Annotated in this window: 17 protein-coding genes and 1 other RNA gene; 9 read left to right on the top strand and 9 right to left on the bottom strand. The window is 39.9% G+C overall.

The window, feature by feature from the left end; all coding sequences use genetic code 11:
* The 3 genes from PHW01_03555 to argS form a co-directional block, all read right to left on the bottom strand.
* A partial coding sequence (locus PHW01_03555; protein MDD5627053.1) for a helix-turn-helix domain-containing protein occupies positions 1-1,453 on the bottom strand: 1,453 nt, incomplete at its 3' end.
* Between the two features lie 901 nt (positions 1,454-2,354).
* Positions 2,355-3,458 (bottom strand): glycosyltransferase family 1 protein, encoded by a 1,104-nt coding sequence (locus PHW01_03550; protein MDD5627052.1) that lies wholly within the window; start codon positions 3,456-3,458, stop codon positions 2,355-2,357.
* 182 nt (positions 3,459-3,640) lie between these two features.
* A complete protein-coding gene (argS, locus tag PHW01_03545; protein MDD5627051.1) occupies positions 3,641-5,305 on the bottom strand; it encodes an arginine--tRNA ligase in 1,665 nt (554 codons plus the stop codon).
* A 141-nt stretch (positions 5,306-5,446) separates the two neighbouring features.
* Between argS and smpB the strand changes: the two genes are divergently transcribed.
* The 5 genes from smpB to rplT all read left to right on the top strand — a co-directional run bounded on the left by smpB (position 5,447) and on the right by rplT (position 7,756).
* Positions 5,447-5,899, top strand: a complete 453-nt coding sequence (smpB, locus tag PHW01_03540; protein MDD5627050.1) for an SsrA-binding protein SmpB — start codon at positions 5,447-5,449, stop codon at positions 5,897-5,899.
* A gap of 78 nt (positions 5,900-5,977) precedes the next feature.
* Positions 5,978-6,450, top strand: a transfer-messenger RNA (tmRNA) gene (gene ssrA, locus PHW01_03535).
* Between the two features lie 141 nt (positions 6,451-6,591).
* A complete protein-coding gene (gene infC, locus PHW01_03530) occupies positions 6,592-7,119 on the top strand; it encodes a translation initiation factor IF-3 (GenBank protein ID MDD5627049.1) in 528 nt (175 codons plus the stop codon).
* A 61-nt stretch (positions 7,120-7,180) separates the two neighbouring features.
* Positions 7,181-7,378 carry a 50S ribosomal protein L35 gene (locus PHW01_03525; GenBank protein ID MDD5627048.1) on the top strand — a complete coding sequence of 66 codons (198 nt, stop codon included), beginning with the start codon at positions 7,181-7,183 and terminating at the stop codon, positions 7,376-7,378.
* Between the two features lie 18 nt (positions 7,379-7,396).
* On the top strand, positions 7,397-7,756 hold the full coding sequence (gene rplT, locus PHW01_03520) for a 50S ribosomal protein L20 (protein ID MDD5627047.1): 360 nt from the start codon (positions 7,397-7,399) through the stop codon (positions 7,754-7,756).
* 188 nt (positions 7,757-7,944) lie between these two features.
* Here rplT and PHW01_03515 read toward each other — a convergent pair whose 3' ends face one another.
* From PHW01_03515 to PHW01_03505, 3 genes are all read right to left on the bottom strand, one after another.
* Complete coding sequence (locus PHW01_03515; protein MDD5627046.1) at positions 7,945-8,781, bottom strand: DsbA family protein; 837 nt, start codon at positions 8,779-8,781, stop codon at positions 7,945-7,947.
* 73 nt (positions 8,782-8,854) lie between these two features.
* Positions 8,855-9,628, bottom strand: coding sequence for a prolipoprotein diacylglyceryl transferase (gene lgt / locus PHW01_03510; GenBank protein ID MDD5627045.1), 774 nt, complete (start codon positions 9,626-9,628; stop codon positions 8,855-8,857).
* Positions 9,629-9,767: 139 nt separating this feature from the next.
* On the bottom strand, positions 9,768-10,148 hold the full coding sequence (locus tag PHW01_03505) for a PadR family transcriptional regulator (protein MDD5627044.1): 381 nt from the start codon (positions 10,146-10,148) through the stop codon (positions 9,768-9,770).
* Positions 10,149-10,204: 56 nt separating this feature from the next.
* Between PHW01_03505 and PHW01_03500 the strand changes: the two genes are divergently transcribed.
* Positions 10,205-11,257: a lysylphosphatidylglycerol synthase transmembrane domain-containing protein gene (locus PHW01_03500; GenBank protein ID MDD5627043.1), complete on the top strand. Its 1,053-nt coding sequence runs from the start codon at positions 10,205-10,207 to the stop codon at positions 11,255-11,257.
* 30 nt (positions 11,258-11,287) lie between these two features.
* On the opposite strand, the gene PHW01_03495 is transcribed toward PHW01_03500, so the two are convergent.
* Positions 11,288-11,680, bottom strand: a complete 393-nt coding sequence (locus PHW01_03495) for a hypothetical protein (protein MDD5627042.1) — start codon at positions 11,678-11,680, stop codon at positions 11,288-11,290.
* Positions 11,681-11,956: 276 nt separating this feature from the next.
* Between PHW01_03495 and PHW01_03490 the strand changes: the two genes are divergently transcribed.
* Both PHW01_03490 and rpe read left to right on the top strand, forming a co-directional pair.
* Positions 11,957-13,180, top strand: a complete 1,224-nt coding sequence (locus PHW01_03490) for a glycosyltransferase family 4 protein (GenBank protein ID MDD5627041.1) — start codon at positions 11,957-11,959, stop codon at positions 13,178-13,180.
* A 210-nt stretch (positions 13,181-13,390) separates the two neighbouring features.
* The gene (rpe, locus tag PHW01_03485; GenBank protein ID MDD5627040.1) at positions 13,391-14,050 is read left to right on the top strand and encodes a ribulose-phosphate 3-epimerase; all 660 of its coding nucleotides are present in this window, start codon (positions 13,391-13,393) and stop codon (positions 14,048-14,050) included.
* Positions 14,051-14,124: 74 nt separating this feature from the next.
* On the opposite strand, the gene PHW01_03480 is transcribed toward rpe, so the two are convergent.
* Positions 14,125-14,367, bottom strand: coding sequence for a DUF5668 domain-containing protein (locus tag PHW01_03480; protein MDD5627039.1), 243 nt, complete (start codon positions 14,365-14,367; stop codon positions 14,125-14,127).
* Positions 14,368-14,643: 276 nt separating this feature from the next.
* Here PHW01_03480 and PHW01_03475 point away from each other — a divergent pair, with 276 nt between their 5' ends.
* A complete protein-coding gene (locus PHW01_03475) occupies positions 14,644-15,813 on the top strand; it encodes a PQQ-binding-like beta-propeller repeat protein (GenBank protein MDD5627038.1) in 1,170 nt (389 codons plus the stop codon).
* Between the two features lie 273 nt (positions 15,814-16,086).
* On the opposite strand, the gene PHW01_03470 is transcribed toward PHW01_03475, so the two are convergent.
* A complete protein-coding gene (locus PHW01_03470; protein ID MDD5627037.1) occupies positions 16,087-16,641 on the bottom strand; it encodes a LemA family protein in 555 nt (184 codons plus the stop codon).
* Positions 16,642-16,677: the final 36 nt, after the last annotated feature.

Genomic DNA, 16,677 nt, shown 5'->3' with positions numbered 1-16,677 from the left:
CATAGAAGCGAGCGCGCGCCTCTTGCAATGTGGAGGGAAGCTTAACTATTTGGTCTTTGACCATCACGAAATCAGACCAAGCGCTCTCTCCTCTCTCTGCTGCTGCAGCGGGGAGGGAAAAAACCTTTTTGCGAGCCTGTTCTGCCAACACTGTGGCGTTTTCAATAAGAAGCGGAGGGGTATTAAGAAGGGAAATGCCAGCAGATTTTAGAGCCTGGGGAGCATTCGCAATCCGAGAAGCCCAAAAAGAAGAAGTCTTTTCTAAAAAATTTTCCTTAGATTTGGAAGCATTTTCTGCAATGTCCACTCCCCGCTCTGCTACTTTTCCCTTGTAATCAATATTTTGGGTATTTTCTAATTCGACGCCGAGATTGTATGTAATCTCATCTATTTTTTGAGGTAATTCCTCTATTTTTTGCCCTTGCTCCTCTCTATATTGAACAATCTCTTCTTTAAGCCTTAATGCGCCCTGCTCTGCCCATTTCTTGAAATTTGTGCCCGCCTCCCTGCCCTCTGGCTCGAGAGAATGAACGCCTTCTCGAACAGCCACATTCTTAGCTCCCCCGCTTTTAGCGAGTTTTTGAACGAGATTACGCGCCCCCTGATCTGTTTTTTCTGTGAAACTGGTTACTTTAGCTGGAGTATTTTTAACCTTGGCTATCATGGCTGTTGTTTTCTTTCGCGCACCTTTAACCATCTGCTCTTGGAATATTTGGCTTGCTTTCCGGTTTGTATTTTCCAAACCTTGCACAAAAGATCCCGCTTGTAAAACAGCAAATTCATTCAATCCTTGACTGCCGCGAAGAGCGCCCTTAACTCCTTTGGAGGTGGTAATTCCGATTTTCTCTATTCCATCTTTGAATCCCCCGCCTTTTTGAGCCAATACGCCGTCTGTAATCACAAAAATATTCAAAAATACAATGATTAAACCTAAAATAGAAAGCAATGTGGATCTCAAAACAGGACGCTGTAAATATATTTCCTCTTTTAACTGCGATTGTTGAAAAAGGTATTGAGTATCTGACTCTGGAACTCTTCCAAGGCTCACCTCTTCCTCCCGAGCCATGGATAAAGTTTCCTCTTTCCCTAAACTCACACGGCGGAAATAATCTTCCACATCCTCCCTGGTTGTAAACCAAACCCTGCCGACTTTTACTGCTGAAATAGTCCCTTTGCTCGCCAGAAGACTCAAATGTTCTTGAGAAGAACCAAATTCTTTTGCGGCTTCTGCTAACGAAATAGATTGCGGTTGGATCTCCCCTTTCTTGATCGCGATTTTGCGGGTATAACGCAAAATATCCTCGCGAGCAATGAACCAATTGCGTCCCAATTTAATTGCGGGCAGGATTCCGCGCCGCGCGAGCAAACTTAAATACTCTTGTGAATATTCACAATACTTTGTTGCCTCGGCGAGCGATATATGATTGGTTTTTGTGTTTTGTTTATAACCCATTTTAGGGTATCAAATTTGAGCAAATTTTGTATTTTTATCTTACCTTATCCGATATCGGTTATCCGATATTAATTTTACCATAAATATAACAAAAAAACAAAGAGACGGGCTATAAAAAGAGTTGTATTTTAAGGCTTAAATAAGCCTTAAAAATACCCCTTTTTTTACCTTCTTTTTGCTTAGAATTATCCACAGCAAAATCCAAAAACTATACTGTTAAATAATGCTATTTTCTAATACTTTATCCACAGAATTTCTTAACACGTAAATTTACGCTATTTATTCTCCCTAAAAATACCTTCCAATATCTTGGCGTCGTCTATTAGCAAGGAGGGTTCTAAAGCCATGTCCCTCGCTTCCGTTCTAAACAATCTCATTGAGCTGTATTAATACAGATTAAAAAATTTCGTATTTCATAATATTATGGCAAATACTATGACCTGAATTCCTAACATCTTGAATTAAAAAATATATAATTTAGCTATTACGCAAACCACTTATCCCCTCTTTTTTTTTGTCAAGGGAGTAAATTCGTATCCATCGCCATTCAAAAAAACAAAGGAGCTAAAATTAAAAATTATTTTCCAATTCAGAGTGAGAATATCCTGTGTCATAACCCTAAAGCCTGCGCCACATTCGGCATATAGCCAATAAACATCTTAATGTATAGACCATATATGTAATGATTTTACTGTTTCAATTCCGCCTTTCATATTCTTTAGTCGAGAAATTACCAAAGACCCAAAATAAAACTGATTCAATGTTAAATTTCACCAAATAAAAAAGCCATATATTTTAATATATGACCTTTTACCTGTCCTGCTCCGCGGGAACAACCCGTGACCTATTTACTCGCCTGTTATGTAATTAAAAGCGTTGCGAGTGAATCGGTGTATAGATTTTAATGAATATTTTGATAAACCTCTAATGTTTCTTTCGCACACTTCTGCCACGAAAATCTTTGCGCCCTCTCTAAACCTTTCTTCGCTAATTTTTCTCTTATATCCCTATCCCCCAAAACCTTGCTCAAACCCTCGGCAATGGATTGCACGGCATAAGGATTAACAAAAAAAGCGGCATTTCCGCAAATCTCCGCTAATGCTCCCCTCCTGCTGCAAATTACAGGCACTCCCAGACTCATCGCCTCTACCACAGGTAAGCCAAAACCTTCATAAAGAGATGGAAAAATAAAAGCTTTTGCCCGCCGAAGCAGCCTTATTTTCTCTTTCTCGCCTACATATCCAGCTAAAATCGCCTCTTTTTGCGCCCCCAACTCTCTAATTTCCTTGTAAATACCTTTATATTTCCACCCTTCTCCGCCAATAATTATCAATTTCTCCCTCTTTTGGGGATTATGGCGGCGATAAAGGGTAAAAGCCCGGATTAAACGAACTAAATTCTTACGCGGCTCCAAAGTACTAATCGTGAGGATGTAATCCAAAGCGCTCTCCTGCTTCCCTGAAGAAATCAAAGATGCATCCAGCCCTCCTTCATAGATAACCTGGATTTTTTTTGAAGGTATAGAAAACAAGGTAAGCAGATCTCTTTTAGTACTTTCGGAAACGGCAATGATATATGTCGCCTTTCTTAATGATCGCGGGACAACAATATTTTTAGAAAAAAATTGGAAACGCGGAAACCATTCTGGATTTTTGTAGATTGCCATGTCATGCGCCGTAACCACTGTCTTCCCTTTATAGAATAAAGGCAGGGAACCGGCGGGCGCGTGAAAAATATCTAAACCTTGTTTTTTTAAAAATCGGCTAAATAAAATATGAGAACGGACAAAAGGCAAACTATCCAACAGACCTCTGTGAGAAAAATATTTTATTGAACAATTTTTTTGTTCGGATAAATTTTTTAAATTTTGGCTAATTTGAGGATCAAAAAAAAGGACATAATGATTCCTTTTGTCCGTAATGAGAAGGTTTTTGACTAAATGGAAAGCGTAAGTGGCAATGCCTCCTTTCCCCTGCATTGCGCGGCAGTCAATGCCTAGGCGCATAAAAAAATTTTAAATTTTTAATTCTAAATTTTCAATCAAATTCAAATTTTAAATTTATAAATTTTAAAACTTCTCTCTTTTCCTTCGTTTTAAAATTTAAATTAAGATTTTAAAATTGAATTGCAAACCGAAGGTGGTGAGCCGTAGGCGAACCATTAAAAATTGAGAATTTAAAATTAATATTACATCTTCTCCGGCGCCGAAATCCCCATCAGTGCAAGGACATTCTTTAAAACAATTTGGGTGGCGCGAGTCAGCATCAATCTCGCATAAGATAAATCTCGGTTATCCCCTAGCACCCGGCATTCTTTATAAAACTGATGGAATTTCTCCGCTAAAGATATGGCGTAATAAGGTAAATGATGCACTTTATAATCGGAGGCTATGTTTTCAATCGTCTCCGGAAATCTGGCAAGTTCCCTCGCCAAACCTAACTCGGCTGGATGCTTCAATAATTCTAAATTCTTAATTCTTGCCTGCCCACCGAAGCCCGAAGGGCGTAGGTGGGATTCCCTAAGAATACTGCAAATCCGCGCGTAAGCATACTGCACATAAAAAACTGGATTTTTTTCAGAAGTATCGCGCGCCAAATCTAAATCAAAATCCATATGCGTATCCACGTCATACATGAGAAAAAAGAAACGGGCAACATCTAAACTAATTTCGTCCAAAAGCTCATCGATAGTAACATAGGTTCCTTTTCGCTTGGACATACGCACTTCCTTCCCCTTTTCCATTAAGCGCACAAGTTGGACTAAAATTATGGATAATTTACCTTTATAACCTAAGGCTTCCACGCCTGCTTGCAAACGCGCCATGTCGCCATAATGGTCTGCGCCCCAGATATTAATTACCTCCCCAAATCCGCGATCCGCAAATTTATTTTTATGGTAAGCAAGATCTCCGGCTAAATAAGTAAATTCTCCGTTTTTTTTCACTAAAACGCAATCTTTTCTGTTATTTTCGTGTCCATAATTGAACTGCGAGGCTAAAAACCAAAGAGCGCCGTCTTTTTCCTGAACATAGCCCTTCTCTTTAAATTCTTCAATAACTTCCTTAATTTTTCCTTTTTTATGCAGGCTTTTTTCAGAAAACCAATGGTCAAAACGAATCCCCATTCTCTCTACTGTTTTTTGAATCATTTCTCGCAAAATGATTTCCGCCGCCCATTCCCCAGCTGGATAGGCATCTTTTATTTTGCCGTCCTTCAGGCATCTCTGGCGTAATCCTTTTATATATTCACCTGCATATACAGCCTCCGCATCTCCTAAAATAGAATGTCCCAAAGCTTCAATTTGCTTGCCCGCGTCATTAATATAGTATTCGCGCTGCGCTTCATAACCCACGAAATCTAAAACTCGCGCCAGCGCATCTCCTAAAAAACCACCGCGCGCGTTGCCTAAAGTTAAAGGTCCGGTGGGATTGGCAGAAATAAATTCAACCTGCGCCTTTTTCCCTTTGCCTATCTCTATCCGGCCATAATCATCCTGCCTCTCCAAAATGTTTTTGAGCTCCCGCCAAAACCATCTTTTAGAAAGATAAAAATTAATAAACCCTGGCTTAACAAAGATAATTTTCTTAATTCTCTCGTGAACAATTTCTTTGTTCAATACTAAATTCAAATCTTTCCAAACCTCTTCCGGACTCACACCTATCTGATGAGCTATAGACATCGCAATATTTGCGGACCAATCTCCATACTCTTCTCTGCTAGGATGCACTAAATTAAAAATCGGCTTCGCTTTTTCATATTTGGGATTCTTCTTTAATTCAGCAAATGAATCTTGAAATAATTTTTGAATTTCATCTTTGATGAAAGTTTTACATTTTGAATCGTAATTTTTCATTTTGCATTTTAAATTTTGCATTATTCTTATTATATCCCCAAATATCCCTTTTTGGCAACAACAATTGCTTAAATAAAATGAAATGATACAATAAATCTTATGAACCCCGTTAGAAACAAATTCCTAAATAGGACTAATAGGATGAAAATTCTCAGCACAAACCAACAAGCGTCAAGAAATTATCAAATCCTCGCAACCTATGAGGCGGGTTTAGTATTGACAGGAGCAGAGGTAAAAGCCACCAAAGCGGGGCAAATGAATCTAAAGGGCGCCTATATCACAATTAATGAAAACCAAGAACCCTGTTTGGTCGGCGCCCGAATTTCCCTTTACAAAAAAGCCCATCTTCCTTATTATAAACCCCAAAGGACCCGCAAATTACTTCTGCATAAAAAGGAAATCCAATCTTTAACCCAAAAATTAAAACAAAAAGGCTTGACATTAGTGCCTTTAAAAGTATACAATAAGAGTGGTCTAGTGAAGTTAGAATTTGGCCTAGCTCAGGGTAAAAAGAAGTGGGATAAAAGACAAGCCATACGAGAAAAAGATGACCAAAGAAAGATCCAACGCTCCTTAAAAAACTTTACCACATAAAACATTGTTCCATTGCTCAATTATTAAAAAACGACAACGGGAGCAATGAAACATTCGAACAATAGAACAATAGATTTCGGGCATGCCAGGTTTCGATGGTAAGATAAATTTAAAGTCTTCAGATTGAGGACAAGCCTTCTGAACCCTCATTAAAAACCGGAAGGCAAAAGATAAATGCCAAAACATTTTCAAGGGTAAAAGAAAAATTGGCGAGCATTTTTGCTCCCCAACTTTCTCCCCTTTTAGCTCTCGCCTAAAAAACGCGAAAGCTCGCCCCTCTTCCAAATCCTGATCGGAAGAACGGGGTGCCATTTATCGGGATAAACAATTTTTGTTTTCGGCGAAGATTGTTGAAAATTACACGAAATAGATTATTAGTTTTTTGTTTATTTCTAAGCTAATAATTGAAATTCATCCCCACACCTTTCTGCGGAATATTTACTTTACAAAATACCTCCATGGAAAGGTGTGGGGATAAAAATAAACTACATCTGTAAAAAACTTTACGGTTCATCTTCCAGACATGGGTTCAACTCCCATCATGTCCACCCCGTTAGAAAAAACATAAGGCAATAAAGACATAAGAATAATTTTTATTTTTTGATATTATAAAAACCCGTTGGAGATTTTATAAATTTTCTAACGGGGTCCACAAAAAAACTTTATTTTTTATAAATTTTAGTTACGAGATTATTTTCAGAAAAAATTTTTATTCTCCAAAATTCAGGTTAAATTACGAGATTAACTCTCCTAGCGTTAGATTAGTGGATGAAAATGGGAAGCAAATCGGAATTGTAGATACAAGGAGGGCGCTTGAAATTGCCCAAAATAAAGGATTAGATCTGCTTGAAGTTTCACGCAGTCTTAATCCCCCCGTATGCAGAATTTTAGATTACGGCAGATATCAGTATCAAAAACAAAAAAGGGAGCAAAAGGCGAAAAGAAAGCATAAAAAAACAGAATTAAAGGGAGTCAGACTTTCTTTTAATATTGGTCAACATGATTTAGAATTCAAAGCGAAGCAGGCGGATAAATTTTTAAACAAAGGGCATAAAGTTAAAGTTGAATTGGTTTTAAGGGGAAGAGAGCATTCTCATCTTGATATCGCCTTTCAGGAACTGCGCGCTTTTCAGGCCCTCCTTCAATCAAAATTTAAAGTGGAACAAGCGCCGCGGAAGCTGGGGAATCGTATTATCTCTATTCTCGCGAAGGTCACCTAATGGAAAATCACGATAGATGAAACTTTTCTAATCGGTCTACTCCTTACTAAAATTTTATTTTATGAAACCTAAAACGCATAAAGCCACCGCGAAACGTCTGAAAATTACCGCCAAGAAAAAAATCTTGCGTCGTTATACCCATCAAGATCACTTTAACGCGCGGGAAAGGGGCGCAAAGACGCGCTCTAAACGCAGAAATCAAGAAATAAGTCCGGTGGAAAGAAAAAAGATTAAAAAATTACTGCCTTATTCATTTTAAATTTGATAATATTGTCATATGAGAATCAAAAGAGGTGTTGGCACCCATAAACATCATAAAAAAATTATCAGTAAAACAAAGGGCTACCAGAAAAGTCGCTCTAATTTTCGTAAAGCTAAGGAGGCACTTCTTAAGGCAGGTCAATATGCTTACCGCGACCGCCGCAACAAAAAAAGAGAAAGGCGAGGATTTTGGATTTTAAAAATCAACGGAGCCTTGAAAGAATATCATCTCTCCTATTCCCGCTTTATAAACGGCCTTGCTTGCGCGCATATTGAGCTTAATCGTAAAATTTTAGCGCATCTCGCCACGGCTAATCCCGAAACCTTTGAAAAAATTGTCCGCATCGCGCAAAAGACGTCAGAAACAATTAAATAAATTCATCAATACAAAAAAGACCCCTGCTATTTACATTACATAAGGAGTCTTTTTTTGTTTCCAATTTTTTAAATAATCTCCTTTAAATCCACGGCATTGTTTTCCCGCGCCTCTGCCCCTTCTCTTTCCAACTTTTCTTTTTGATCCGCAATTGGCAAAAACTCAATATATTACCCATCCTCGGTCTATTACTTTTTCAATTCCGCCTCAATAATCTCCTGAAAAGCGCTAAAAGGCTGCGCGCCGACTATCTTCTGACCGTTAATAAAATAAGTAGGCGTACCCGTGACGCCAGCGGCCTTTGCCGCTTCCAAATCTTTGTTCACTTCATCTTTATATTTACCGCTATCTAAACATTCGCTAAATTGACTTTGAGAGAGCCCTAATTTATCAGCCAATCCCTTCAAAAAATTAGGTAAGTCTCCTTCTGTCTCTGGAAATTGATCCTGACTCTGGAAAAGAAGATCATGCATCTCCCAATATTTCCCTTGGTCGCGGCTACAATCAGCCGCCTCTGCGGCTAAGATAGCTCCCTCTCCATGGAATGGACAATCCCGAAAAACAAAACGCACTTTTCCTTCCTTCACATAAGTCTCCAAGATTTTGGGCACGGCAGCTTCCCAAGCCGCGTCTCTGGATTTCATTTGCGCAGTTAAATCAGGTCGAAATCCTGCAGAAACCGCGCAATAGGGACACAAAAAGTCGGAAAATTCAATCACCGTCACCGGGGCATCCGGAGAACCTTGAACAGGGTCGTCGTCAACACTTACACCCGCGACTTGAGGTGAAGGCGCGGTCTCATCTGCGGCGCTAGGCGCCTCTTTCGAGGGTTGGGTCTGCTCCTTTTGCTCCAAACCCACATTTTTTAAAAATCCAGGTTTTACCAAATAAAACCCCAAACTAAAGACAGCAACCGCCGCCAAAGCGAATAGAACGCCAAAAACCCAAGTCGCCGTTACCCAACGCGTTCTCTCCCGATGGAGTTTGTCAAGATTATCCATTTCCTCTTTAGATTCATTAATCATTTGAACTTTTTGTCTCCTGTAAATAAAACCCAGGGAAAGCGCTCTAAAAGGCGCGAAAGCGCCTTGCCTTCCTCTAGGATCTTTTACGGGATTGACTTTTAATTTGAATAATAAAATAACAAGATATAAAAAACAAGGCAATACTGATAAACTGGGCTAAATTAAGTCCCCAATAATAATGATCGGTAAAAAGCAGATTCTCCTCCCTGCTCCGCGTAAAATCCAAAAAGAAACGGCTGACGCTATATAAAAGTAAATAGAACGAGGCTAAAAGACCTGGAGTAAGAATTCTTTTTCTAATTATAAGCAAAAAGAAAAAAATAAGCAACTGTGATAAAGATAAATAAAGAGCCACCGGGTGTCGTGCTATGCCGTCTCCATACTGGATTCCCCAAGGCAAATTAGTGATAGCGCCCAGATGATCATTAACCAAAAAACAACCCAGCCGTCCGATAGCAAGACCCAAAGCCAAACTTAAAACCAGTATATCGCCAATTTCCTTGCAACTCACTTTTTTTCTCCAGGCATAGAGCAAACTCGCTAAAATTCCTCCTCCCAAACCCCCGTAGTAAGACATTCCCCCTTCCCAAATTTTGAAGCTACCCCACCAATCGTTAGTAAAAAAGGAATAATGTTCTAAAACAAAAAGCAACCTCGCGCCCAAAATAGACCCAAAGACTATCCAAAGGCTTAAATCCGTAATCTCTTCGGGATTCATTTTTTTCTTCTTCGCCTCTCTAAGCGCTAAAAGCCAACCAGCCAAAAAACCTAAACCCACCAAAAAACCCCAAGGGTAAAAAGTGAAAGGTCCGCTCTTAAAATGGTCAAAAACAAAGTAAGGAATCATTAATAAATTTTTAATTTCTAATTTTCAATTTTTATTAAATTTCTAATTCTTTAATTTCTCAACTCCCTTATTAAAACTAATGTTTGAAAATTGATTTATTGAAAATTTAATAGAAATTAGAAATTGAAAATTGAAAATTTCACGTAATCTTCACTCTCTTAAACCCCTTTCTCTTCCGATAAATCTCTTCCAATAAAGGAACAACCTGGCGCCAAACTTTGATCCCCACTGCAAAAGCCTCTTTCGCTTTGGGAGTAATATAATAAACTTTGCGTCTGTGGTCCCGCACCAAGCGGGGCTGGACGGCGAGAAGCCCTGCCCGCACCATACTCCCAAGGGCGGGATAAAGTCCTCCTTCCGAAGGGGTGCAAAGACCGCGGGAGAAGAGAGCCACTTTATCCTTCAAGGCATAACCATAACTAGGCCCATCGCTCAAGATATACAAAATAAAAAGCCGCATAAGAGACATCTCGATCAAATTGCGCCAGTATTCTTCTTGGTTAAAGTCAGCCTTGCGCATAATAAAACCTGTGCAAAAGTAATAAAAAATGTTATTCTATAAAAAGGAAATTTGTTATGCTAGAAAAATTCAAAACACAAAAGCGGTTCTTAGTGCTCACCCTGGGCGTGGGGCTATTTTTATTTTTAATCACAACTGGGAAATCCGGTCCCCGTTCCATTATCGCCACTTTGGGTGCCTTCACTATTTGGGATTCTTTGGTTATCGTCGCCATATTTTTGGTCCAGTATTTACTCTCCACAATCTCCATCAGTCATATTTTAAAAAAACTCAATCATCCTATCGCTATCAAAAAACTTTTTCCTTTGGAACTTATGCGCGCCAGTATCAGTTACGTCACCCCTTTTTCCAATAATGGCGGTGAACCGTTGGAGATTTATCTTCTGAAAAAAAGATACACCATCCCATACTCCGCCGCGAGCGCCGCAATTATCTTAGAAATTATCCTCAAAATCGCGGTCTCCCTGATCTTTGTGGCAATAGGCTGCGGTTATATCTTTTTCACCACCGCCTCCCCGCTTCTAAAAACCATCTTTTTTTCCCTACTCTTGTTCTTGTTTGTATTAATTATCGCCTTTTTCCACTACACGATTCAAAAGCGCGGCTTCTTTAGCCTCGTTACCCATTACTTCGGTCTAAAAAAAATCGCGTTTTTCCGAAAAAACAAAAAGGTTATTCACAATATTGACCGCTGTATAATTTATTATCTGCATCATTACCTTCGCGACTTTCCCCTCACTATTTTATTAGCTTTCCTTAATATTAGTTGTTATCTCCTCCGTTTCTATCTCATCATCCTTTTCTTGGGCTATGCGTCTGGTTTTCTGGAATTAATTCTAATCTTCTCTCTTACCCAAGCCCTCATTTTAGTTCCCATTCCTACTCTCTTGGGCATCCACGAATTAGGCCAAGGTCTATTATCTCTCATCACCAACGTGCCTTTAGGAACGGGAATCTCTTTTGTAATCATCCTGCGCATTATTACTCTCATGATGACCATCCCCGGATTTATCCTTTTGGGCCACCAAAGTATCAACGGCTTAGGCCAAAGACTAAAAGATAAAATCTTTTTCCGCGTCAACCATAAACTAAAAAACCCTAACCATTAAAATAACAACGCGAAATTTTGCGCCTCCATTTTAAGTTCGTCTGATAAAACGATAATGGATATCTCTTCCTTCTCCCACCCTCTCCGCGAGACCTAAATTATCTAACATCTCTAAATCTTTAAGGCTTAATTCTTCCGAGATATCAAAATAGTCTCCATACTCATCCGTTGTCACGCTATCTTCCGCCTCCAAAAACCGCAAGGCGCTTTTCAAACGGACAGGGAGCAAACCTTCTCTTCTTTCCCTCCGGACACGAAAGCAACTAAATACACAATAAAATAACAGAAAAAGAATTAAGCCAAAAATTAGATAGAGAGAGATGAATAGTAGGTAAAGCATAAAGATAATTTCTAATTGACCTAAATAATGACCAATGTCTAATGACCAATAACTAAAATATAAAATTATTCTGTATTTGGACATTAGTCATTGGGGTTTGGGTATTATTTAAAAATTAGAAATTAGAGCAATCAGAAATTTGACTACTTACATTATACCATAAAATCTTATCTTTTCATCAAGATCTTTAGAGGCAAATAAACCCCGTTAGAGAATCTCATTCTCTGATCCCATTAGAAGTAAACCGCCAAAGGCGATTGTCACACCTTTGGTGTGGACTTCTAACGGGGTTAAAATCGGCGTGTCCCATTACAAATTTGTTTGTAACGGGATGAACTTTCTCTAATAGGGTAAAAAATCATGAAAATTATCTTTTACCGCGGAGAGTATCCCAAAAAATTCAATACAGAAACCTTCCAAGGAGACCCTGTGGGCGGAACGGAATTCGCCGCCGGATATCTTGCCAAACAACTCGCTCATCAACATCAAGTTTTTTTTATCTGCCAAACACCGGAAGAAAAAGAAATAGACCATATCCACTGGATTCCCCTCTCCCCCCAAGGCGCAAATTCGGAAAAGGAAATTAGGATTGCCTTCCAAAAGATAGGGCAAGCGGACATCCTTATTCTTGTGGGCGGCCTATCCAACGTCCTCTTCCACCACAAGCCCTTGGTTAAAAGAGTCGTCTGCTGGGCTAATGGCTTAAGCCTCAAACCAAACACCGTGGAACACCTTCTCGCCAACCGAATTGACCAGATAGTCTGCACCACCCATTACGCCTGCCAAACCGTGCTTCATCATACTATAAAACATTTTCCCCCCCTATTCAAAATGAAATATTTTCTCCACCCAGCCTACCGCCAAAAAATCAAAAATAAATTTACTTTCATTTATAATGGGGTGAATCTTAATCTATTTTCTGAAGAGCTTTATCGCCGCATCGCGAAAAAACCCTATAAAATCCTTTATGTCGGTGTTTTTAACCGGCAGAAAAATCCAGACAAAATTCTGAAAGTCTTTTACCAAATTCAGAAAGCTCTGCCCCAAGCAGAGTTGCATATGTGCGGCTCCATAGAGCAGTATAAAAAAGAAGACGCGGACAAAGTAACGGGTTATTTTGACGGCGATGAATTCTTTGCCCAAATCAAAAAATACATCTATAATCAGGAGGGAAGAATCCGCGACCATCTTTATCTCCGAGGCGCTCTTCACCCCTCCTTGCTCGCCGAAGAAATGATGTCCGCCGCTCTCGTGGTCGTGAATCCCCAAATACGAAATCAAGAATCATCTTGCATTGGCGCGCTAGAAGCTCAAACAGCAGGGACACCAGTGGTGGGTGGCGGCCTTTCCGCTCTAGAAGAAACCATTCAGGATCAAACAACTGGTTTTGTTTTCCGCCGTCAGGAAGAACTTGCCCCCCTTATTATCCGCCTCCTAAAAAACCCCGCTAATCTCAAAGAGGCAGGCAAAAATGGGAGAAAACGCGCTCTCGCTGGATTTGGTTGGGAGACGATTGCGAAGGAATGGGAAGGGCTGTTTAGAGCACTACTTGAAGGCATTCAATTTATTCCCCATAAACACTGATTACAAAGTAATTAAAAGATAGTGATAATTCTTAATTTTCAATTTCTAATTTCTATTAAATTTTCAATGACTTAATTTCTAAACCATCTACTCCGTTAAAAATTCAAAATTTTCAATCTCATTAGAAAAAAATAAAGTTAATATTGTTTAAAAATTGATTCATTAAAAATTTAATGAAAATTATAAATTAGAAATTAAAAATTTCTAACTATGTCTTCTCCCAAAATTTCCGCCTCCTTGATGTGCGCCGATCTGGGCAATCTGGAGACGGAAGTTCAAAAACTTACAAAAGCCGGTGTGGACTATCTCCACATTGACATTATGGATGGGCATTTCGTCCCGAATTTTACTTTCGGTCCTGATTTAGTTAAAAAAATAAGAGGGTTTTCCAACCTACCCTTAGACATTCATCTGATGATTGAGCACCCCGAGCAATATCTTGACCTCTGGGAATTAAAAAAAGGAGATATTCTCTCTTTTCATATTGAAGCCAATCTGCACCCCCAACGCGTCTTGGCGCAAATTAAAACTCTCGGCGCGAAAGCGGCCATTGCTCTCAATCCCGCCACCCCTCTTTCCGTAATTCAATATCTTCTTCCCGAGCTGGATCTTGTCCTCCTGATGGCTGTGAACCCTGGCTTTGCGGGACAAAAGTGGATTCCCGCGGTTTTAGATAAAGTGAGGGAGCTGAAGACGATAATTCAAAAACAAAATTTAAAAACAGAAATTGAAGTAGACGGCAACATTGGCAAGCACAACCTAGGGTCATTGAAAAGGGCGGGTGCTAATATTTTCGTAGGAGGCAGTTCCAGTGTTTTCGCGAGCCCAGCCTATGCAAAAAATACCCGCAAGATGCGTAAAGCCCGTTAGAAATTTATTTCTAATGGAGTAAAATATTTAAGGAATAAAAAACCTCCCCTTTTAGATCGCTTAAAACTTTAAATTTATTCCTCCTTATTCCGCTTTCCACTTTCTTGCTCGAAATGGCCAGGCCTCTCTTGGAAAAACCTGCGGCGGTTAGGCTGATTCTGATCTGCGAGACGCCTCCGCCGATTAAAGATAAACCCAATCCCAATCAAAATCACCACTATCGGCCAAATAATCTTCCACGCATTACCCGTAATAATGTCTAGGTTTTGCAATAGAAAAATTATTCCTATTGCCACCAAAATGACGCCAAAAATCATTTTTGTAAACCCCGTTAGAGAACTTCGTTCTCTAACCCTGCTTAAAAATTTATTTCTAACGGGGTAAATTAATAATTATTATTGATTCTATTATACCATTTTTTGGTTCTTTATTCCTCTCATCACAACTGGGGATAAATAATTCGCGCCTTTTGTGCATAAGCTAAAAATGTGCTATAATCAAACTAACCTTAAAAATCATAAAAATAAAAAATTAATGGTTCGGCACGACTCACCATTAATCCTGAGCTTTGCCGAAGGATTAAAATCAAAAATATGAAAAAGTTTTTAACCCTCCTTCTTTGTGTAGGTACAGGCGCCCTTGCTGTTTTCTGCATCACCATTATTAAACCTGACCTTCTGGGTTTATCAGCAAGCACCTGGTTCACTTTTCACGGCGATGTCAACCGAACAGGATTTTCTACCAGCGGATCGCCAGCCAATGCTACAGTTGCCTGGACTTATGAACTCAAAGAAAAGGACAATCAAAAAGGAGTCATTCTGGGCTCTCCCGCGGTTGCCGAGAATAAAGTCTTCTTTGGCGCTTTAGACGGAAAAGTGCACGCCCTTGATTTAAAGACCGGCAAAGAACTGTGGACTTTCAAAGGCCAAAAATCTTTTGGGAAATCTTCGCCGACCGTCAGCGCAAATAAGGTAATTATCGGCGGCCAAGATAAATTTGTCTATGCTTTAAATGTACAGGACGGAAAACAAGTCTGGCGCCATCTCACTGAAGGGGTAATTAATTCTTCACCGGTTGTTCTCGGAAATCAGGTCTTTATAGGTTCAGAAGATGGCTATCTCTATGCCTTAAATGTGCAAACGGGTAAAAGGGATTGGCGCGAAAAACTAGGAGACAAAATTTTAACCTCGCCCGCGATTTACAAAAACAAAATTTATGTGGGCGTGGAAACAAACACGGAGGAAAAATTTGAGCTTTTTTGCCTGAATCCTGCTAATGGCAACCAATATTGGTCATATGAAACAGACGCGAACACCAAATTGACCTCTGTATCAGCGGGAAATGATTTAATTTACACCGGAGGCACAGACGGTAAAATATACGCATTCCGTTACAGCGATGGCACACTCTCCTGGTCTAAAGAAGGAGGCGATGAATTTAATGATGCCCCCGCCCTCGCCTATAACCGTGTTTATGCTTTAAACGGCAATGGCGAACTGACTAGTATGGGTAGCGATAATGGCAATATCTTCTGGCGCTACAAAAGCGGCGGAGCCGCGGAGACCTCTCCGATTGTCGCCGATAAAAAAATATGCTTTGGTAACCAAAGCGGCAATTTCTACTGTGTGGACCGTGCGGGCACTCTGATTTGGAAAAAGAAATTAGTCGGTGAAGTTACCGCGCCAGCCGCGGTAAGTCCGGGAATGATTATCGTCGTCTCGCATACAGACAAAAATTCAACAGTTACTGCTTTTGGTAAATAATGAGTAAATTTTACACAAAATCAATCTCACAAAAAAAAGCGCTTTTTTTGTGAGATAAAACCTGCTTTGCCTGAAATTAAATAAAAGCAAGGCAGGAGAAAAAACAAAAGAAAAGAAAAGAAAAAATCCCCCGCCTTTAAAGGCGGGGGATTAATTTTAACTAAAAAAACACTCCCCCTTACAAAGAGGGAGGCTGCCTGCCCGCCTCGCAAGCTGAGCCTTGCGAGGCGTTGCGGGCGGAGAGGGGGTCTTTACCCCGTAAAAAAATACCCACTAGAACTTCACCTCGGGCGCCTCTCTTTCCTCCTCATTTTCGGTTTGGAAAAACTGCTGTTTTGTAAAGCCAAACGTCTTGGCAATTATACTGTATGGAAAAACTTCTTGCCGGGTATTGTAATCCCTCACATTGCCATTGTAAAACCGGCGCGCTGCCTCAATCTTGTTCTCCGTGTCTGTCAAATCTTCCTGCAGTTTCAAAAAATTCTCATTGGCTTTTAATTCTGGATAATTTTCGGCAACGGCGAATAAAGTCTTCAATGCGCCAGAGAGTCCCCGTTCGGCTTCCGCCGTCTCTTCGGGATTTTTCGCACCCATCGCGCGGGCGCGCGCTTCAGTTACTTTCTGAAAAACTTCTTTTTCATGGGCAGCATATCCCTTCACCGTATTAACCAAATTAGGAATAAGGTTGTACCGCCTTTTGAGCTGCACGTCAATATCTGACCAGGCTTCCTGCGTCAGATTTTTTAATTTTACCAAGCTGTTATAAGCTCCGATAACGAAGAATACCAACAGCACTCCCAAACCAAGAATGATCCATAAAATAATCATAGTTTTTTTACTCACTTTGATTCCCTTGGAATCAAA

Source organism: Patescibacteria group bacterium, from assembly GCA_028717685.1.
Taxonomy (GTDB): Bacteria; Patescibacteriota; JAQUNI01; order JAQUNI01; family JAQUNI01; genus JAQUNI01.
This window is presented reverse-complemented; position numbering and strand designations above follow the sequence as displayed.